Origin of the sequence: Ferriphaselus amnicola (genome assembly GCF_000974685.2) — a bacterium.
Classification (GTDB): domain Bacteria; phylum Pseudomonadota; class Gammaproteobacteria; order Burkholderiales; family Gallionellaceae; genus Ferriphaselus; species Ferriphaselus amnicola.
In genome coordinates, this window is record NZ_AP018738.1 from 1,068,451 (window position 1) to 1,087,035 (window position 18,585).

Annotated in this window: 17 protein-coding genes; 7 read left to right on the plus strand and 10 right to left on the minus strand. The window is 54.9% G+C overall.

The genetic code is table 11. From position 1 onward, the window contains the following. Positions 1–13 precede the first annotated feature (13 nt). The gene (locus tag OYT1_RS05095; protein WP_062627390.1) at positions 14–610 is read right to left on the minus strand and encodes a lytic transglycosylase domain-containing protein; all 597 of its coding nucleotides are present in this window, start codon (positions 608–610) and stop codon (positions 14–16) included. Then, complete coding sequence (locus OYT1_RS05100) at positions 601–2,310, minus strand: proline--tRNA ligase (protein ID WP_062627389.1); 1,710 nt, start codon at positions 2,308–2,310, stop codon at positions 601–603. Before OYT1_RS05100 ends, OYT1_RS05095 begins: the two co-directional genes overlap by 10 nt. A gap of 124 nt (positions 2,311–2,434) precedes the next feature. Here OYT1_RS05100 and OYT1_RS05105 point away from each other — a divergent pair, with 124 nt between their 5' ends. From OYT1_RS05105 to OYT1_RS05115, 3 genes are all read left to right on the plus strand, one after another. Then, a complete protein-coding gene (locus tag OYT1_RS05105) occupies positions 2,435–2,959 on the plus strand; it encodes an RNA pyrophosphohydrolase (protein WP_062627388.1) in 525 nt (174 codons plus the stop codon). A 22-nt stretch (positions 2,960–2,981) separates the two neighbouring features. Next, on the plus strand, positions 2,982–3,581 hold the full coding sequence (locus OYT1_RS05110; RefSeq protein WP_062627387.1) for a CBS domain-containing protein: 600 nt from the start codon (positions 2,982–2,984) through the stop codon (positions 3,579–3,581). A gap of 73 nt (positions 3,582–3,654) precedes the next feature. After that, positions 3,655–4,686 carry a PEGA domain-containing protein gene (locus tag OYT1_RS05115; RefSeq protein WP_084612056.1) on the plus strand — a complete coding sequence of 344 codons (1,032 nt, stop codon included), beginning with the start codon at positions 3,655–3,657 and terminating at the stop codon, positions 4,684–4,686. Between the two features lie 58 nt (positions 4,687–4,744). Here OYT1_RS05115 and OYT1_RS05120 read toward each other — a convergent pair whose 3' ends face one another. Beyond that, a complete protein-coding gene (locus tag OYT1_RS05120; RefSeq protein WP_062627385.1) occupies positions 4,745–5,812 on the minus strand; it encodes an anhydro-N-acetylmuramic acid kinase in 1,068 nt (355 codons plus the stop codon). A gap of 40 nt (positions 5,813–5,852) precedes the next feature. Continuing rightward, complete coding sequence (locus OYT1_RS05125) at positions 5,853–7,148, minus strand: M23 family metallopeptidase (protein WP_062627384.1); 1,296 nt, start codon at positions 7,146–7,148, stop codon at positions 5,853–5,855. Between the two features lie 191 nt (positions 7,149–7,339). Between OYT1_RS05125 and tyrS the strand changes: the two genes are divergently transcribed. From tyrS to OYT1_RS05145, 4 genes are all read left to right on the plus strand, one after another. Next, a complete protein-coding gene (tyrS, locus tag OYT1_RS05130; RefSeq protein ID WP_062627383.1) occupies positions 7,340–8,530 on the plus strand; it encodes a tyrosine--tRNA ligase in 1,191 nt (396 codons plus the stop codon). Between the two features lie 16 nt (positions 8,531–8,546). Further along, complete coding sequence (cmk, locus tag OYT1_RS05135) at positions 8,547–9,218, plus strand: (d)CMP kinase (protein WP_062627382.1); 672 nt, start codon at positions 8,547–8,549, stop codon at positions 9,216–9,218. A 99-nt stretch (positions 9,219–9,317) separates the two neighbouring features. Continuing rightward, complete coding sequence (gene rpsA / locus OYT1_RS05140; RefSeq protein WP_062627381.1) at positions 9,318–11,024, plus strand: 30S ribosomal protein S1; 1,707 nt, start codon at positions 9,318–9,320, stop codon at positions 11,022–11,024. Between the two features lie 12 nt (positions 11,025–11,036). Continuing rightward, on the plus strand, positions 11,037–11,324 hold the full coding sequence (locus OYT1_RS05145) for an integration host factor subunit beta (protein ID WP_062627380.1): 288 nt from the start codon (positions 11,037–11,039) through the stop codon (positions 11,322–11,324). A 98-nt stretch (positions 11,325–11,422) separates the two neighbouring features. Here the strand turns inward: OYT1_RS05145 and OYT1_RS05150 are convergent, their stop codons facing one another. Genes OYT1_RS05150 through OYT1_RS05175 form a run of 6 tightly spaced genes read right to left on the minus strand, consistent with a single transcriptional unit; the run spans position 11,423 to position 18,554 of the window. Beyond that, positions 11,423–12,844, minus strand: a complete 1,422-nt coding sequence (locus OYT1_RS05150; RefSeq protein ID WP_062627379.1) for a hypothetical protein — start codon at positions 12,842–12,844, stop codon at positions 11,423–11,425. Positions 12,845–12,851: 7 nt separating this feature from the next. After that, the gene (locus tag OYT1_RS05155) at positions 12,852–14,066 is read right to left on the minus strand and encodes an ATP-grasp domain-containing protein (protein WP_062627378.1); all 1,215 of its coding nucleotides are present in this window, start codon (positions 14,064–14,066) and stop codon (positions 12,852–12,854) included. Positions 14,067–14,084: 18 nt separating this feature from the next. Continuing rightward, complete coding sequence (locus OYT1_RS05160; protein WP_062627377.1) at positions 14,085–15,539, minus strand: pyridoxal phosphate-dependent decarboxylase family protein; 1,455 nt, start codon at positions 15,537–15,539, stop codon at positions 14,085–14,087. A gap of 30 nt (positions 15,540–15,569) precedes the next feature. Continuing rightward, positions 15,570–16,274 carry a DNA alkylation repair protein gene (locus tag OYT1_RS05165; protein ID WP_062627376.1) on the minus strand — a complete coding sequence of 235 codons (705 nt, stop codon included), beginning with the start codon at positions 16,272–16,274 and terminating at the stop codon, positions 15,570–15,572. After that, positions 16,267–17,652, minus strand: a complete 1,386-nt coding sequence (locus OYT1_RS05170) for a diguanylate cyclase domain-containing protein (protein ID WP_062627375.1) — start codon at positions 17,650–17,652, stop codon at positions 16,267–16,269. The genes OYT1_RS05165 and OYT1_RS05170 overlap by 8 nt, the downstream gene beginning before the upstream one ends. Next, entirely contained in the window at positions 17,649–18,554 is a 906-nt protein-coding gene (locus OYT1_RS05175) for an ABC transporter substrate-binding protein (protein WP_062627374.1), read from the minus strand. Before OYT1_RS05175 ends, OYT1_RS05170 begins: the two co-directional genes overlap by 4 nt. Positions 18,555–18,585 lie beyond the last annotated feature (31 nt).

Sequence of the window (18,585 nt, forward strand, 5' to 3'; positions counted from 1 at the left end):
ACCGATTCACGCTTTATCTGATCGTCCAATGCTGCCAAGCGCCTTTGACCATGTTGGGGTACTCGGCAGCTCCTAGGCTTCCGTTGTAGCGCCCCAACGCGCGAAACAGGTCGCCGTTCTCCTTGTCCAGATAGTGACGCAAGATGGTGCAGCCATAGCGGAGATTGGTACGCAGGTGAAATAGATTGTGTTCGGGGGTTCCGATCTGCTTTACCCAGAACGGCATCACCTGCATGTAGCCGCGCGCACCTGAGCTGGATACGGCGTATTTGCGAAAGCCGCTTTCCACTTCGATCAATCCCAGAACCAATTGCGGATCCAGTCCTGCGCGGCTGGCTTCGTAATGCACGGTGCTCAGAAAATCGCGGCGGGCGAGCTCGTCTGGCACGCGTTTGGCGAGGCGAGGTGACATGGCGTTAAGCCATTGCTCGGCCGCTTGCGGGCTGGAAAACACGGATTGACTTGCCGCATGGTCAGAGATGGCGCGCTGCATCATCGCCTGCACGCTGGCGGAAAGCTGCTCTTCCGCTTGCGCCCCAGCTTGCACAACGGAAGCCTGTGACAGGCAGAGGATGGTTAGCAGTCCTCTGCCCAGCCGTTTTAGGCGCATAGTTTCGCTTGGGTGAAAGCAACGATGTCAGTCAATACAATCTCTTGCTTCTCGCTGTCCCGACGCCCTTGATACTCGACTTTTCCTTCCTTCAGTCCACGGTCGCCCAAGGTGATGCGGTGCGGGATACCGATCAGTTCCATGTCGGCGAACATCACGCCGGGGCGCTCGTCGCGGTCATCCAGCAGCACTTCAATGCCAGCGGCAGACAGGTCGGCGTAAAGCTGGTCGGCAGCAGCACGCACGCCTTCGTTCTTCTTGTAGCCGATGGGGCAGATGGCAAGCTGGAACGGAGCCATGCCAGCGGGCAGGGTGATGCCGCGCTCGTCGAAGTTCTGCTCGATGGCCGCGCCCACGATGCGTGACACGCCAATGCCGTAACAGCCCATTTCCATCACTTGCGATTTGCCGTTCTCGTCGAGGAAAGTGGCACTGAGTGCTTCGGAGTACTTGGTGCGCAACTGGAAGATGTGGCCGACTTCAATGCCGCGACACAGCTCCAGATGGCCCATGCCGTCCGGGCTGGCGTCGCCAGCGACGACATTGCGCAGGTCGTGGACGTTGGCTTCATCCAGATGTACGTCACGGCCGAAATTGGCTCCAGCATAGTGGAAACCATCCTCGTTTGCACCGCAGATGAAGTCGCTCATGGCGGCAGCAGAGCGGTCAGCCAGCACGCGCACGGTAGCTTTGATTGGGCCGATGTAGCCGGAGCGACATCCGACGTGACGGTGGATATCTTCATCACTAGCAAAGCGGAATTCGCCACCCAACACCTTGCTGGCCTTGATCTCGTTCAACTGATGGTCGCCGCGCAACAGCAGCAGGGCGAACTGGTTCTCGGCATCCATCACGGCGATGGCTTTAAGCACTTGTTGCGCGGAAACGCTGAAGAAGCTAGCAACCTCTTCGATGGTCTTTTGTCCGGGGGTGATGACCTTCTGCAATTCTTGTGTGGCGGCGGCGCGTGGTTCTTGCGGTGCGATGGCTTCTGCCAGTTCGACGTTGGCGGCGTAATCGGAAGTCGGGCAGAACGCCAAGCCGTCTTCGCCGGAATCGGCCAATACGTGGAACTCATGCGAGCCATCGCCGCCGATCGCGCCGGTGTCCGCTGCTACGGCGCGGAATTGCAGGCCGAGGCGGGTGAAGATGCGCGAGTAAGTGGCGTACATCACGCGATAGGTCTGTTCCAGACTCTCGTAGTTTGCGTGGAAGGAATAGCTATCCTTCATCATGAACTCGCGGGCGCGCATCACGCCGAAACGCGGGCGGACTTCGTCACGGAACTTTGTCTGAATCTGGTAGAAGTTCAGTGGCAACTGACGATAGCTCTTCACTTCGCGGCGGGCGATGTCGGTGATGACCTCTTCGTGCGTCGGGCCAAAGCAGAACAGATTGTCATGTCTATCCTTGATTTTCAGCATCTGTGGGCCGAACACTGCCCAGCGGCCAGTCTCTTCCCACAGTTCGGCAGGTTGCACGGCGGGCATCAGCAGCTCGATGCCGCCGCTCTTGTTCATCTCTTCCCGCACCACAGCTTCCACCTTGCGGAGGACGCGCAGACCGAGTGGCATCCAAGTGTAAAGCCCGCTGGAGAGGCGCTTGATGTAGCCAGCTCGCAGCATGAGTTTGTGGCTGGGCAGCTCGGCTTCGTTGGGAGCTTCTTTGAGTGTGGAGATGAAAAACTGGGAAAGACGCATGGCGGTTTCGTTTGGATTGGATAACGGAGGCGCATTTTACCGTGAAAGGACGGGCTTTTGCCTTTTCAGAGTGACCGAAATGTGGAACAATTCGCCCACTTAAATAATAAACAGTGGGGCGAGCATGATAGACCGTGACGGTTATCGCCCAAATGTCGGCATCATACTGACGAACGCTAAGAATCAGGTATTTTGGGGGAAGCGGGTACGCCAAGATTCGTGGCAGTTTCCGCAGGGTGGCATCCAGCACGGCGAGACGCCGGAGCAAGCGATGTACCGCGAACTGCACGAAGAAGTGGGTCTGCATCCTAACCATATCAAGATTCTCGGACGCACACGCGACTGGATGCGTTACGAAGTGCCGCAGCATTGGGTCAAACGCGAGTGGCGCGGTAGCTACAAGGGGCAGAAACAGATTTGGTTTTTGCTGCGGTTGGTGGGGCGGGACTGTGATGTCAGTCTGCGTGCTTCCGATCATCCCGAGTTCGATGCCTGGCGCTGGAATGATTACTGGATCGAGATGGACAGCGTGATTGAATTCAAGCGCGAGGTCTATTGCATGGCGCTGAATGAGTTAGTGCGCTATTTACCGGCGGTGCGAGTCGCTGGGCGAGCTGAATCATCCAAACGAGTTTCAAGCAGTTGCTAACCCTGAATAACCAAGGAAAATCATGAACAGAGAATATGCCCCACTTGCTGCATCCCGTTTGAAGAGTGGCTCCGGCTTTGCCCGCCCGACGCAAACCTTGCCGGAACGAGTCACGCTAGAAAGCAAGGCATCCGACGTGATGACCAATCTTCGCAGCGTTGGCGTGATTACGGTGCGTGCCAAGACCCAGATGGATCGCGCTAATGCCAAGATGATCCGTTACGGCGTGCGTACCTTGCTGGTGTTGGATGAACATGAGAAAGTCGCTGGGCTGATCACTGCTCAAGATGTGCTTGGGGAGAAGCCGATGCGCTTCCTGCAAGAAGTCGGCGGTACGCATTCTGACATTCTGGTCACCGATGTGATGACTCCCGAAAACGAACTTGAAGTTATCAAGTTGGCAGATGTGTTGTCTTCCAAAGTGGGGCACATCATCGCCACACTGAAAGCAGCGGGTCGTCAGCATGCTATCGTGGTGGATGAAGATGTCAGTGGACACCAAGTCGTCTGCGGGCTGTTCTCTGCAACCCAGATCGCTCGCCAACTGGGCCTAAGCTTGCAAGGATACTTCGAAGTCGCTCGCACTTTCGCTGAGATCGAAAAAGCGATCGCATCCGCTTAATTTTGATTCCCGTGGTTCCTGCTTGTTTGGCGGCTATGTGTGGCGCCATCCTGATTTGTTCTTAGGTAACATTATGATACGTATCAATAAGGTCGCTGTACTGTGTTGCTTGGTTTCACTGACGGCTTGTTCCAGTATGGAGTTGCCATCCATGGGCGGTATGAGTGGCATGTTTAGTCGCGGTGATGTGATTGAGGTTTCGACCAAACATCGTCCTAACCCTAATGCTCCATTGACTAAATTTTCAGCGACCATTCGTCTGGGACAGTTCACCGATGATCGCAAGGTTGGGGCAAATACAAGAAAGATCGGGGTCGGTGGGGGCAATGTCGCAGGATTGACCATCGATGACATCGTCATCTCTCAAGACGTTACTGCTCTTGTTGCTGGCACGATGCGAAATCGGCTTGATGATGCTGGATTTACAGTCTTTGAGGATCGTGCCGCCAATGCGACCTTCGAGCTATCGGGCGTAGTCAAAGAACTGACTCTGAATGTAAAAATTCGAGATGAGGTCTTGATCGGTATCGAGCTTACTGTCAAGGATGTGGCATCTGGCAAGGTGGTGTGGTCCGGTCTAGTGATGGAGAAGAATGATCGCTTTGCCGGAGTCTCCGGAAATAACCGTGCAGATGTTGCTGAGTACCTGAGAAACAGCTTGTGGTTGGTTGCAGGCAAAGGAACGGATGCAATTAGTGCTAGCTTGATGGCATCTCGTCCAGAGTTGTTCAATTTGACACCCGGCACACGACCTGTCCCTGGGGTGACTGTGTATGTGGCTCCGACAGCACCTGCAGTTCAGGCGGCATCACCGGTAGCTCCCGCTTATCAAGGTGTGGTCATGCCTGCTAAGGTAACTGCACCGCCATCTGCTTATGCTCCCCGAGCAACAGCAACTACAGGTTTATTGGTGGTCAACACTAATCCTGCGCGAGCTAAGGTTTATGTGGATGGAGTCTATTTTGGTTTGTCACCCTTGCGCGTAGAGGTCGATCCAGGCGTACATGCTGTTAGCGTCAAGTTGGAGGGTTACAAAATGGCCACAGAGAAAGTGTCGGTGCGGCGTGGAGATAACACAGAAATGGAATTGCCGCTTGAACGTTGATTGCTTGTGGTCACTTCAAAAGAAAACCCGCTGCTAAAGCGGGTTTTCTTTTGCCACGTTAGGCTGGATAGATGGCGCCGAGGATGCACGGGTGTGCCGCACCCGTGACGATGGGCAGGTTGCTGGGTTCGCGGTGGCAAGTTTGGCGAGCCAGCCAGGCAAAGGCGATTGCTTCCATCCAGTCTGCATCGATGCCCAGCCTATCTGTTGGCGCTATATAGCAGGCGGGTAGGGCGGTTTTCAGATAAGCCACGAGTGTTGCATTGTGAGCTCCACCACCGCACAGCCAAATTTCCTCAGGTGCTGTGCAATACTTTGATATTGCATCAGCAATGCTTTGTCCAGTAAGTCCGAGCAAGGTAGCTTGAACGTCAGCGGGTGACTCGGTTCCTTGTAGGTGGGCTTCGAGCCAAGCCATGTTGAATAAGTCACGTCCGCTACTTTTGGGTGGGGGGGCGGCAAAGAAAGACTCTGCCAATAGTGTGTCTAACAACTTTGGCAGAATTTTCCCGCTGGCTGCCCAGTCCCCATTACGATCATAGGCTACACCGTGATGGCGGGCGATCCACGCATCCATTAGCAAATTGCCGGGGCCGCAGTCGAAACCTATTGTTGCTTGCCCTGGCGAAAGATCAGTCAAATTGCTGATGCCACCGATATTTAGAATGATGCGATGAGTCTTTGCGTGGCGCAGTATGCGATCATGAAAAGCGGGAACTAGGGGGGCGCCTTGCCCGCCTGCTGCTATGTCGCGAGATCGGAAATCTGCAATAACGTCGATGCCGGTAAGCTCAGCTAATAGCGCCGGGTTGTTGAGCTGTATGGTGTAGTGGTGCTCGGGGCGATGGCGGATGGTTTGGCCGTGGCAACCGATGGCGCGTATTTTTTGAGACTCAATGCCAACTTTATCGAGCAGAGCATGAGTTGCTGTAGCGTAATCGTGCGCTAACTGCTGACCAATAAGTTGAGCTTGGTGTAACTCATTCTCGGATGAGCTATGCAAAACCAGCAACGCGTCTTTCAGCGGCTGCTGGTAGGGTTGGTAGTAGCTGGTAATTAGCCGAGGCGTAACTTGCGAGAGATCAACTAACGCACAATCTATGCCATCTAAGCTGGTGCCGGACATGATGCCGACATAAAGCTCCGAACCAGTCACTGAGCAAGGGTTAGTCTAGTTTGGCTAGGCTGACATCACGCATCAGGCCAAGGCGAGAATACAAGCTCCGATTTGAATTTTCGAAAGCAGTCTTTTGGCTGGCGCTGATTGGTTTCGCATCTGGCAGAGCAACGCGCAGCGGATCGCGCTGTACGCCATCGACCTTGAACTCATAGTGCAAGTGAGGGGCTGTAGCCAATCCGGTCATGCCTACATAGCCGATGACATCGCCTTGGCGGATATGTTGGCCTTTGTGTATTCCGGCTGCAAAGCGAGACAAGTGGCCATATACCGTGCGGTAGCGACCCTGGTGATCCACCTCGATCACGTTGCCGTAACCATTTTGCTTACCGGCTACAGACACGACTCCATCCGCTGTGCTCTTAACTTTGGTGCCGGTTGGAGCGGCGTAATCCACACCCTTGTGAGCACGAACCTTGTTCAGCACTGGGTGTAGGCGGGCTGAACTAAAGCCTGAACTGATGCGAGAGAATTCCAGTGGTGAACGCAGGAAAGCCTTATGTACGCTCTTGCCGTCCGGCGTGTAATAGTCTCCGTGAGTTTCGTCGCTCTTGAAATAAACAGCACGGTAGGATGTGCCTTGATTGATGAATTCAGCGGCGAGAATGCGACCTGTGCGCACTGGTTGGCCATTGCTGAATGTCATGTCATAAATGACGGAGAACTTGTCGCCTTTAGCCAGATCGTGGTGAAAGTCGATGTCGCCGCCAAAAATATCAGATAACTGACTGGCGACCGCATCGGGCAGATCGGCTTCATCTGTTGCTGCGAAAAGGCTGGACTTGATCACGCCGGTGCGCAGGAAGGTGCGCTGCTCCACCTGTGCGGCTTGCGTGGAAACCTTGAATCCGTCGCCCTCGCGTTTAATCGCCACTTGAGCGCCGGCATTGCCGGTGAAGCGTAAGGCGATTAGGTCGCCGTCAGCTGTAGTCTCGGCTTGGATCTGTTTGCCTGGAGCGAACTTGCGGAAGTCGGCTGCTTGGGCGCTCTTGCGCAGGAATGCGCTAGCGGCCCCATCGGAAACGTTTAGTTTTGTCAGCAGTGCATCTACGGTGTCCGTGCGGGACATTTTCTCGTTGCGCCAAAAGGTGGCAGCAGGTGCCGCAGCTTCGGCCGCAGGCAGGGTGATTTCTTGGGAAATGGTTGCAGCGGGGGTAAACTGAGTCAGGCTTTGCGGCATTACACCGAAGGCGGTAACTACGCCCAGCAGGGGTAGAGTGGAGACGGCTACAAACCAGCGAATCTTAGATTTGCGTTCTTGAGTCAGGATGTTTTGAGTTACCATTCGCGCTCCCCGTTTCACCATGCTTGACCGAATAGTCGAGATGCCTTGGTGATCCAAGGCGCGACTCTACCAGAAAAACCTCGGCGGTCAAACTGTAATCTGCCGCTTCTGGCTTGATTTTGCTATGGAATCGGGAGAATCGCCACCCTTTCTTGGGTGGCTAGGTTGAACATAACGACGAATCGAACACTATGCAACAAGAAACACTCGAACTGATCAAGCGCGGCTGCGATGAATTGCTGCTGGAAGAAGAACTTAAACAGAAGTTGGCGCAAGGGCGCCCGCTGCGTATCAAGGCCGGCTTTGATCCAACGGCTCCCGATCTGCACCTTGGACACACCGTCTTGCTGAACAAGATGCGCCAGTTGCAGGACTTGGGGCACCACGCTCTTTTTTTGATTGGCGACTTTACCGGCATGATTGGTGATCCCACCGGCAAGAATACAACCCGCCCGCCGTTGTCGCGCGAACAGGTATTGGCTAACGCGCAGAGTTACCGCGAGCAGGTATTCAAAGTGCTTGATCCTGCAAAAACTGAAATCGTATTTAACTCTACTTGGATGGATCAATTCAGCGCGGTTGATCTGATTCGTTTGGCCGCGACGCACACGGTGGCGCGGATGCTGGAGCGCGATGATTTTTCCAAGCGCTACAAGGGGGGGCAGCCTATCGCTATCCACGAATTTATGTATCCGTTGGTGCAAGGTTACGACTCCGTCGCACTCAAGTCTGACATCGAACTGGGGGGGACCGATCAGAAGTTCAATCTGCTGATGGGGCGCGAACTGCAAAAGCATCATGGGCAGCCCGCTCAGTGTGTATTGACCATGCCGCTGTTGGAAGGTCTGGATGGCGTGAATAAGATGTCCAAGTCGCTGGGGAATTACGTCGGCGTGACTGAAGCGCCGAACGACATGTTCGGTAAGCTGATGTCGGTGTCGGACGAGCTGATGTGGCGCTATCTTGAATTGCTGTCGTTCCGTCCGATGACCGAGATCCGTGGTTGGAAAGATGAAATCGAGGTCGGACGAAATCCTCGTGACATCAAAGTGTTGCTTGCTCAGGAAATCGTCGAGCGCTTCCATAGCCGTCAGGCAGCAATCGATGCACTGGCTGCATTCGAGGCGCGTAGTCGCGGTGAGATTCCCGATGAGATGCCAGAAGTCTCGGTGCAATCCACCAATGGCAGTATCGGCATCGCCCATCTGCTCAAGCAGGCGGGGCTGACACCGAGTACCTCTGAGGCGAATCGCTTGGTAGAGCAAGGTGGAGTCAAGTTGGATGGCGAGAAGATCGGCGACAAGGGATTGCAAGTCGCCGCAGGCAGTGCGGTGGTTGTGCAGGCGGGCAAACGCAAGTTCGCTCGCGTTACTATTCAATAGGTTGTGGGTTGATCTTATGGCGAATTCTGTTATTCCCGTCATTGCTATCGACGGCCCGTCTGCCTCAGGTAAAGGCACGGTCGCTCAGCGCGTTGCAGCGATTTTGGGTTTTCATTTTCTTGATAGCGGTGCCTTGTATCGTTTGCTTGGCTTGGCTGCGAATCAGCGCGGTGTAGCGTTGACTGATGAGTCCGGATTGGCGCAACTAGCTTTGGCGATGGATATTCGTTTTGAGGGTGAAGCAATTTGGCTGTTCGGCGCTCCGGTAGGCGATGAATTGCGCTCTGAACATGCTGCCGCTGCCGCATCCCAAGTGGCAGCACTACCTGCGGTGCGCGCTGCGCTGTTAGACAAGCAAAGGGCATTTCGCCAAGCGCCGGGCTTGGTTGCCGATGGGCGCGATATGGCCTCGGTGGTGTTCACCGATGCGGTTTGTAAAGTATTTTTGACGGCTAGCGCCGAAGCACGTGCGGAAAGACGCTATAAGCAGTTGATAGGCAAAGGGATGAGTGCTAATATCGCGCTCCTTTTGCAAGAGATACGTCTGCGCGATGAGCGCGATAGCCAGCGTAGCGTGGCACCTCTTCAAATAGCGCCTGGCGCGGCCCTGCTGGATTCGACACCGCTGAGCATCGAACAGGCTGTGGAGGAAGTGCTGGTACGGTACCGTGCGGCGTGTAAGGAATAGCTGATTCTTGAATCAGTGTTTAGGACCTGTGGCGAGCCCTTCGTCATGGGATGTGTAACTAACCCCCGCTCACACCGGGTTTTGCTTGGAAATCTGTAAATGACTACTGCCGTATCCGAAATGGAAAGTTTTGCCTCCCTGTTTGAAGAAAGCCTGACGCGCAAGGAAATGCGTGCTGGCGAACTGATTACCGCCCAAGTGGTGCGTGTCGATCATAACGTCGTCGTGGTGAATGCGGGTCTTAAGTCTGAGAGCCTGATCCCCGTCGAAGAATTTTTGGACGACCAGGGTGCAATGGAAGTCAAGGCTGGTGATTTCGTCACCGTTGCCATCGAATCGCTGGAAAACGGTTTCGGCGAAACTCGTTTGTCCCGTGAAAAAGCTAAGCGTCTGGCTGCATGGCACGAACTCGAAGTCGCTATGGAAGAAGGTCAGATCGTTTCCGGCTACGTCAGTGGCAAGGTCAAGGGTGGTCTCACCGCTCTGGTCAACGGTATCCGTGCTTTCCTGCCTGGTTCGCTGGTGGACATCCGTCCAGTTAAGGATACGACTCCTTACGAAAACAAGACCATGGAATTCAAGGTCATCAAGCTGGATCGCAAGCGCAACAACGTAGTGGTGTCCCGCCGCGCTGTGCTGGAAGCGACCCAAGGTGCTGATCGCGAAGCCCTGATGGAAAACCTGAAGGAAGGCGCAATCGTCAAGGGCGTGGTTAAGAACATCACCGACTACGGTGCGTTTGTTGACTTGGGCGGTATCGACGGTCTGTTGCACATCACTGACTTGGCATGGCGTCGCGTGAAGCACCCATCCGAAGTGTTGACTGTTGGCGACGAAGTCGAAGCCAAGATCCTGAAGTTCGACCAAGAGAAGAACCGTGTTTCTCTGGGCATCAAGCAAATGGGAGACGATCCTTGGAATGGTCTGGCTCGCCGCTATCCGGCTAGCACCCGCCTGTTCGGTAAGGTGACCAATCTGACCGACTACGGTGCATTCGTTGAAATCGAACAAGGCATCGAAGGTCTGGTTCACGTTTCCGAAATGGACTGGACCAACAAGAACGTACATCCTTCCAAGGTCGTTGCTCTGGGCGACGAAGTAGAAGTGATGATTCTGGAAATCGACGAACAACGTCGTCGTATCTCTCTGGGCATGAAGCAGTGCCAGTCTAATCCTTGGGACGATTTCGCGATCAACCACAAGAAGGGCGACAAAGTACGCGGTCAAGTCAAGTCCATCACTGACTTCGGCGTGTTCATCGGTCTGGAAGGCGGCATCGACGGTTTGGTTCACTTGTCCGACCTATCTTGGTCGCAGCCTGGTGAAGAAGCCGTGCGTGGCTACAAGAAGGGCGACGAACTGGAAGCTGTGGTTCTGGCCATTGACGTTGAGCGTGAGCGCATCTCCCTCGGCATCAAGCAGATCGACGGTGATCCGTTCAGCGGCTTCGTGGCTGGCCATGACAAGGGCGCGATCGTTAACGGTATCGTCAAGTCGATGGATGCTAAGGGCGCAGTGATCGGTTTGGACGGCGACGTTGAAGCTTACCTGAAGGCTTCTGAAGTGTCGGCTGACCGTGTTGAAGACATCCGCAACCACCTGAAGGAAGGCGACACCATCAAGGCCGTCATCATCAACGTGGATCGCAAGGGTCGTGGCATTAATCTGTCCATCAAGGCGCTGGATCGTGCTGAAGAAGCAGCTGCTATGCAGAAGTTCTCTTCCGAGAACCAAGCGAGTGCTGGCACGACCAACCTGGGCGCATTGCTCAAGGCCAAGCTGGACACCAGCAAGGCTGACGCATAATCGAGGTGTGACATGACTCGTTCAGAACTGATTGCCAACCTAGCAGAGCGTCATCCGCAACTGTTGGCCAAGGATGCGGAACTGGCGGTCAAGGTCATCCTTGACACGCTGGGCGAAACTTTGGCTAGCGGTGGTCGCATCGAAATTCGCGGCTTTGGCAGCTTTGCGCTGAACTATCGTCCACCCCGCCAAGGGCGCAATCCCAAGTCGGGCGACAAGGTGCAAGTACCGGCCAAGTATGTCCCGCACTTCAAGGCGGGCAAAGAGTTGCGCGAACGGGTAGATTACCCCGCCAAGTAACTCTGGCAAGCAGTAGTGATGAGCGGCTCTATCGTAAGATAGAGCCGCTTTTCTTCGTGGGTACGAGTGCGCTCCGGCCAACGAGGAGTTTGTTAGATTTAGTTTCGGTCGAAGCGAGTAGATCCTGCGAGATATTCGACTTTATCGAAGGCAGCTAGGGAGGTGTTGATGATTCGACCTGCGTGATTAGTGTCGGCGGCGGCATCGACGATCATGCGTGTGCTGGCGCAGATACGCAGCGCTCCGAACGACGTGTCATCACGGCTGCCACAGGTTACGGGTTGTCCCACGAGAAAGCGCCTTCTGGCATGGGGTGATTGATCACCCGCATCTCGTTGTAATAACTGGTACATGAGCCGAGTTTCATCCAGCGTAAACGCGGCCCCTGACTTGGGGTGCCTTAGTGAGAAGGGAAAGATACTCTGGATATGCCCCCAATCATCAGACTCGACCTGAAACGGGCGCTCTAATTGCGGCACAGGGAGGGCGATACATAGCGGACTGCTCTTCAGTCGAGATTCCATCGCCGTTGCAAACGTACTTAGCGCTTGGCTGATAGATGATCTGGGAAGTTGACTGAAGGCGCGAAATTCTTCTAAAGCTGCTTGCCAGCGTAGCAGCAAGCCAAAATTTGGGGACTCGGGCTCGGCGGTCGTAGCCTTCAAACGAGCAGCACTAGTTTCTGGAATCAGCAGGGCACCGGAAAAGCTAGGGCCACCAATGAACTTGGAACCCGTGATTGCGACCATAAAATCCAACTCCAGATAGCAGCGTAATGTGGCGGGGGTGAAACGGAACTGGCAGGCATCGACGAGGACATCACACTGTTGCGGCCAGCGCTGGTGCAGTTCGGCAGCAAGCGTTGGGCTCGGGGCGATAAGGCCGGTCTTGGAGACATCGACCAACACTAGCAACAGGTGCCGCCCGGCGGCAATGACCTGTTCAGCGTGCCGAGCGAAATCCGCGTCGATCTCGCTCGTACTGCGCGGCGTGCCATCGGCCAAGCGCAATGCGATAGTGCTTACCTGATTGGCAGGCGACGACATGGCCGCTACGACATAGCTACCGGTTTCCGCCTCTTCCACGGTAAGGGTGTGCATCGGCTTACCCACGGAGTTCGCCACTCGGCGGGCGGCAGCTTGGTGCGCGTCGGTACCCGACGCGGCAAGCTGTAACTCCAGTCCAGATAAATCGCCAAGTCTGCACAGACTCAGCAACTCACGGCGGATAAGTGTACTTTCACGCGCATAGACAAGCTCAGCTGACTCTTTGCGCAAGCCAGCTTGGAAGCGTAGGTGTAGCAGCTTGCTTGCAAGGTAGGCCGGCTCCGAGATAGGCGAGGCGGTGGATGAGCCGAGGGCGATCAGCCCCGAGTCCGGCAATACAGGGCATCCGTAGCGATTCAGTTCGGTGTTTGGATCTCGTCGTAGTCGCTCGTCGCCTCCCGCCACCAGCATTTCATGCAAAGGCAGCAGACTCTGGTTGCCGGTGCGGAGCGGGCGACTAAGGACGACTTCCATGGGCGATTTAAACTGGACGTTTTGCCGCATCCAGCAACAAGCTGCGGAAGGCCGCGAACACTTTATGCATCTGCGGCTGTTTGTAGGGGAAGATGTCCACAGGATCCATCGAATGCACGACCATCGACGTGTCCACCTCAAAGATCAGCAGCTTGCCGTCATCGGTTTCAGCGCAGTCGATACCCAGATAGTCCAAGCCCATGCGCTCGTGGATCGCGGTGAGCGCTGTTTGATGACGGCAGGCAAATTCGCGGTCGAAATGAACCATGGCGAATTCCTCTTCGGCGCGCTTTTCGGCACTTTCAGACATACCTGCGTTGAGATAATGAATCATCCAATGGCTAGAGATCGCCAAATGTGCAAGATAAGGTTTGCCGGCGATCAACGCGATGCGGTATTTGCGGAACTGGCCGTCGGCATTGCGGTAGTCCACAAAACGCGAGATGAAGAATTCGTGCTGAGTGGCGTTCGTCAGATAGACACCCACATCGGCAGGCCCATCAAGCTTGTCCAATCCTTGGCCTGCATGCGAATCCACTGGGCGCACGATCAGCGGATAACCGCCGTCTAACCAAGCTTCAGGTGATTGTCTCTGGATGTTGAGTGCTTCTAGTGTGGCGCGTTCAACGCGGAGGGTTTGCGGGATCACCACGCCGGGAGCATCGTGAAGTAGGGCGTACACACCGTCACGCGACAGGTGCGAGATGGAGCGAGGCAGATTCAGCACAGGGCGCGGCCAATCGCGCAGTTGCTCCTCTAATTGATGTAGCAGGGGCAGATTGGCATCCGACTCACCGATACCTACGAATAACACATCGTGATCTGGCACCTGCTCGGAAGCCGGTAGGCCCTCTTTGAGGAACAGCAGATCCAGTTGAATATCTGAGCGCTCCAGTAAGAATTCCAGCGGAGTATTCGCCATCATGTCGCCAGGTGACATCAACGCCAATAGACGTAGTGTGGGCTTTTCGTGTGTAGATAGGGTATAGAGTTGTTGTATTTCAATAGCTAGGCGCTGTATCTGCAAAGAAAGTGTTCGTTTTCCCATCAGTAACATCACTGAGGACAAGTCCATCATCGTGTTGGCATCACTAGGATGTTCCTCTGCTCGTTTGAGCAGTTGCTGCCCGATCGGCGCGAGGTCGATGCCAGCCATGACCATGCGCGTGAAAGCGGCTTGGCCGATGAGTGGAGCGGGGTGCGTTAAGTGCCTTGCGTTCATGAGGTTACCCAGCGTGATTCACGTTCGCATCATAGCGAGGGCGCAGAGTAGGGTCGTTTCGATCAGGCTGTCAATATCGGTGCTATTCGTACGATGGTTGACGATGGCGGCGCGTATCGCTAACGCTCCATTTAGTGTCGTGGTCGAGGGAGCGACGCGCCCTGATTCCTGTAGCCGAATGGCAAGCTCAGCATTGAGCCGATTCAAGCTGGCCGTATCGGAATTCGGGAAACGATAGCGGAAGCACACAACATTGAGCGCAACGGGCGCTAACAGCTCCAGTTGCGGCGTGGCCGCGATCCGTTCTGCTAAGTGATTTGCCAGCATGCAGGTACCGGAGATCATCTCTCCCAGTTGGGCTGCGCCGTAAGTTTTCAGTGTGAACCAGACCTTGAGTGCGCGAAACCCTCGCGACAGATCCGGGCCGAAATCGCAGGGCCAAGGTGAATTGGCGGCGATTCCACGCGTCTCTCGGCGCAAATAGGCGGCAGGCGAGGCAAAGGTGTGGCGATGCAGCTCAGCGTCGCGCACCAGAATGAAACCCGCATCGTAGGGGGCTTGTCCCCATTTGTGGAAATCGAAGGCGATGGAGTCGGCTCGGTTTATGCCGGCTAGACGTGGCGCGATGTCGGGTGACAACATGCCGAGCGCTCCTAATGCTCCGTCGATGTGCAGCCACAGTTTTTCACGTTGGGCGATGTCGGCGATCGTGTCCAGATCGTCGATCGCGCCGACATCCACCGTGCCCGAAGTTGCGGCGATGAAGAACGGCGTCAGCCCAGCCGCGCGGTCGGCGGCGATGGCTTGCTCCAGTGCGGCGGTGTTCATTTGGAACTGAGCGTTCAGCGGGATCAGCCGCAGGGCGGCACTGCCGATGCCAGCCAACTCCATGGCCTGAGTGATGCAGCCGTGTGCCCCCGCCGAGGTGTAGGCGACAAGTTGATGATTCTTTAAGCCATCTATACGCACAGCCTCGCCCAGCGCGGAGGTTCGTGCCACCAGCAAGGCGATAAAATTTGCCAATGAAGCGCCGGTGACAAACAAGCCGCTGGCCGTTTTAGGAAATCCGAAAAGTTCGCGTACCCAATGCAGGATCTGTTTTTCTACCTCGATGGGCATTTGGTCACGTCCGCCTAGATTGGCATTTAGTCCTGCCGCCAGCATCTCGGCGACCATGCCCACCGGTGTACCTCCGCCATGCACCCAGCCCATAAAACCTGGATGTGCATTGCCGACGGCATAGGGCAGGACTTCCTGCATGAAGCGCTGATGGACCTCGGAAAGTTCGGCAGGTTGTTGCGGTAGAGGCTCACGGAAGCCTGCTCTCAGCTCCGCGGGGATGGGTTGCCACACTGACCGCTCGCGTAGATGCGCCTGATAGTCCAGCATATCGTCTAGCATTTGGTGCGACTGGGCGCGGAAAGTATCCCAGTCTTCGGGGTCGAGCGAGTGACTGTTGTGTTCGTTGTTCATAGGGCGGGATGCTACGCGAATGCGCCGTCCTCAGGTAGCGTCACCCCGCAGATATTGTTGGCGGCGTGCTTCGGGGAAGCGTTCGATGGCGTAGCGCAGCAGCGTGCGCGGCAGGGTGTGCTGACGCGGGAGCAGGAATGCTTCCTCGACTGCCTGATCACGTTTGCCCACCTCGCGCAACATCCAGCCCACCGCCTTGTGCATCAGATCGTGAGTATCGCCGCAGAGCAGGGCGGCGAGGCGTAAGGTGTCGTCGAACTGGTTCAGGCGGATGAAGTGAAAGGTGGCGATGATGGCGATGCGCCGCTCCCACAACGAGTCAGAAGCCGCTAGCTCATACAAGCGACTGCGCGGCTTGTCCGCCAAGTAATGGCCGACGATGTGTGGTGCCGAAACATCTACTAAATCCCAGTTGTTGATGTGATGAGTATGGTTTAGGTAGGTATCGTAAGCTTCTGATCTATAAGCTTCTGATCCGCGAAGATAGCACTGCATCAGCAACAGCAGCGCAAACAACCGCTCTTCGTGAAACTCCGAAACTAGCAGCGCTTTAATCACTTCCAGATTGGTATCTCGATGCTGCTTCGCCAGCACCCGCAACACCGGTACCTTGATGCCTAGGAACTGATCTCCGGCGCCGTATTCTCCGGGGCCAGTCTTGAAAAAGCGTTGCTGAATAGTGGCGACCTCAGGTGAGGCGAGCGAGCGTAGAAGCGCACTGAGAGAGTTAGGCATTGTTATTTTCATTTAAACGAATCTGATTCCGGCCATTCTGTTTGGCTTGATACATTGCCGTGTCAGCCGAGATCATGATTTCCTCGGCGAGTACATCATGATCCATGAATAAGGTAATGCCGATGCTGGATGAGCAATGGTGTTCGATGTGAACTCGGGTACCGTCCTCTTTGATCTGCGTGAGGAAATAGTTCTGCTCTAACGCGGCACGGATCTTTTCTGCAACGAAGTGTGCTTGCTCGGTCGATGCGCCATACTCTGCGCTCAACTCATTCAATAAAACGACGAACTCGTCACCTCCGAAGCGCGCCACGGTGTCCATTTCTCGCAGGCAGTTGCTGATGCGCTGGGCCGCTTCAATCAATAGCAGATCGCCCGCCGCATGGCCGTATAGATCATTGATCGGCTTGAAGTTATCCAGATCGAGGAACATCAAGGCTCCATAGATCCCTGACCGCTTGCTGGCTGCCATGCTTTGAGCTAGACGATCCTCAAGCAGGCGACGGTTGGGTAAGTGGGTCAGCGTATCGTAGAAGGCAAGCTCTCGTAGCTGCTGAGTGGCATCATCGATCCGACTTTGCATCAGGTCTCGCTCGGTGCGAAGCTCCGAGGTCATTTGGTTGATTCCATCCGTCAGAGTACACAGTTCAGTGATACAACTGGATAAGTTGACTCGGCTATCCAGATTGCCACTACCTATGGCTTTGATCGCATGGCTTAACTGCTCTACGGGAGTGGTGATGCGTCGATTGGCCAGCAAGGTCAGGAAATAGGTAAAGATGATGAATATCAGGCTGGCAGATATCGAGATCCAAAGTAATTTCGACTTAAGACGCTCGGTACTGTACTTACTTAGCTGTACCAAAACGGTTCCCACCTGACGATAACTGTTCTTGGACTCAAGACTATCGAGCATGATCTGAGAGCCTAGAATCGGCTGGTAAATCAGAATAATCTTTCCATTGTCGTGAACGGGATCATAGTAATCGACATGTTGAAGTAACTCCTGTGCCGGTGGCTTGCTTGTGTCAGCCGGAATGACAACTGCGTTCCCAGCAGGATTCGCCAAGGCGCGCCTGAGGTCTGTTAACACAGTGAAATTGTCATCCAAGATCATGATGCTGACGACATCTGGTTCCAGTAGCGTTTTTTCGGCTAGTTCACGTAGCGCTTCTTTATTACGGGAAAAAACGCCATATTCGCTACCTGCAGCGATTTGTCGAGCAATCAACTTACCTCGTTGAATAAGATCGCTATCTAAATCTTTGAACCGATCATTCAGGTAAAAGGTTTCCATACCGATCGCCATGATGAGTAGCGGAAACAACGATAGCCAAGCTACATGCCGGCCTATACTGTGCTTCGCACCGAACATCATGGCTTCACCTGCATTTCTTCGAGCAGCATTTTCAACGATTCGGCGGCCCTTATCCGAATGTTCATGGCTCGCGCAACATCTTGATTGATGTCGATGGAGTATTGCCGAGAATACTGGGGATCGGGCAAAGTCCGCGATTTAGCAAAGCCCGACGTGATGGCAGCGGCTTGACTGGCTAGTTGCTCCGGCGTAGCGAACAAGGAGTATAGAGCACCCGCCTTGACATAGGGCTGCGAGAAGCCGACCAGTGGAATGCCATGTCGATAACTACTCAGCAGGATGTTTCGTATCGTATTGGGACCGTAGATGAGATTGTCGGGGGTCGCCAGCAAGATATCGCAGTGATCGAGAACCTCTTCCATATCCGTAAACAGCGTGTCGGGCGAGCGCAAGACTTTGGCAAAGAGCGAGTAGCCTTGAGTGTTTAGCAATCCCTGCAATGTGCGCAAGTCAAGGCGGGATGATTCGGAGTAAAGCACGCCTACTCGTCTTCGCTCCGGCACGGCGATACGCAGCAGCTCGACCTGACGGCTCCAAGGTTGATCGATGTAGAGGGCCGAGAAGGTTTTGTTTTGCGCGCGCCTTGACTTTACTTCGTCCTCATACGCATTCCGAGGCACCATGGCGAGTAGCACAGGTGTCGTGGTTGCCGAAAGGCTGACACGTTTGGCGGCTGGCGAGCCCACAGCGATGACCAAATCAGCAGTGGACGTTTTATCTGAGTAGTTCTCGATCTTATCGATGACTTCGGTGCGGATTCCACTCGGCAAATTTTGGAGGAAGGTATCTGCAAAGGCTAAGTAAGGTGCATTGTTCCCACCCAAGACCAGCAATACACGCATCTCTTCCGCTGCCAAGGCAGGAAAGGCTACCAGTGAGAGCAACAGAAAGATCAACCGCATTCCGAGTCTCATGTGAGCGACGAGTTCGGAC

What these genes read in the sequence shown, in the direction of transcription:
- OYT1_RS05095 (WP_062627390.1), bottom strand. Translation starts at nt 610, where the DNA reads ATGCGCCTAAAACGGCTGGGCAGAGGACTGCTAACCATCCTCTGCCTG.
- OYT1_RS05100 (WP_062627389.1), bottom strand. Translation starts at nt 2,310, where the DNA reads ATGCGTCTTTCCCAGTTTTTCATCTCCACACTCAAAGAAGCTCCCAAC.
- OYT1_RS05105 (WP_062627388.1), top strand. Translation starts at nt 2,435, where the DNA reads ATGATAGACCGTGACGGTTATCGCCCAAATGTCGGCATCATACTGACG.
- OYT1_RS05110 (WP_062627387.1), top strand. Translation starts at nt 2,982, where the DNA reads ATGAACAGAGAATATGCCCCACTTGCTGCATCCCGTTTGAAGAGTGGC.
- OYT1_RS05115 (WP_084612056.1), top strand. Translation starts at nt 3,655, where the DNA reads ATGATACGTATCAATAAGGTCGCTGTACTGTGTTGCTTGGTTTCACTG.
- OYT1_RS05120 (WP_062627385.1), bottom strand. Translation starts at nt 5,812, where the DNA reads ATGTCCGGCACCAGCTTAGATGGCATAGATTGTGCGTTAGTTGATCTC.
- OYT1_RS05125 (WP_062627384.1), bottom strand. Translation starts at nt 7,148, where the DNA reads ATGGTAACTCAAAACATCCTGACTCAAGAACGCAAATCTAAGATTCGC.
- tyrS (WP_062627383.1), top strand. Translation starts at nt 7,340, where the DNA reads ATGCAACAAGAAACACTCGAACTGATCAAGCGCGGCTGCGATGAATTG.
- cmk (WP_062627382.1), top strand. Translation starts at nt 8,547, where the DNA reads ATGGCGAATTCTGTTATTCCCGTCATTGCTATCGACGGCCCGTCTGCC.
- rpsA (WP_062627381.1), top strand. Translation starts at nt 9,318, where the DNA reads ATGACTACTGCCGTATCCGAAATGGAAAGTTTTGCCTCCCTGTTTGAA.
- OYT1_RS05145 (WP_062627380.1), top strand. Translation starts at nt 11,037, where the DNA reads ATGACTCGTTCAGAACTGATTGCCAACCTAGCAGAGCGTCATCCGCAA.
- OYT1_RS05150 (WP_062627379.1), bottom strand. Translation starts at nt 12,844, where the DNA reads ATGGAAGTCGTCCTTAGTCGCCCGCTCCGCACCGGCAACCAGAGTCTG.
- OYT1_RS05155 (WP_062627378.1), bottom strand. Translation starts at nt 14,066, where the DNA reads ATGAACGCAAGGCACTTAACGCACCCCGCTCCACTCATCGGCCAAGCC.
- OYT1_RS05160 (WP_062627377.1), bottom strand. Translation starts at nt 15,539, where the DNA reads ATGAACAACGAACACAACAGTCACTCGCTCGACCCCGAAGACTGGGAT.
- OYT1_RS05165 (WP_062627376.1), bottom strand. Translation starts at nt 16,274, where the DNA reads ATGCCTAACTCTCTCAGTGCGCTTCTACGCTCGCTCGCCTCACCTGAG.
- OYT1_RS05170 (WP_062627375.1), bottom strand. Translation starts at nt 17,652, where the DNA reads ATGATGTTCGGTGCGAAGCACAGTATAGGCCGGCATGTAGCTTGGCTA.
- OYT1_RS05175 (WP_062627374.1), bottom strand. Translation starts at nt 18,554, where the DNA reads ATGCGGTTGATCTTTCTGTTGCTCTCACTGGTAGCCTTTCCTGCCTTG.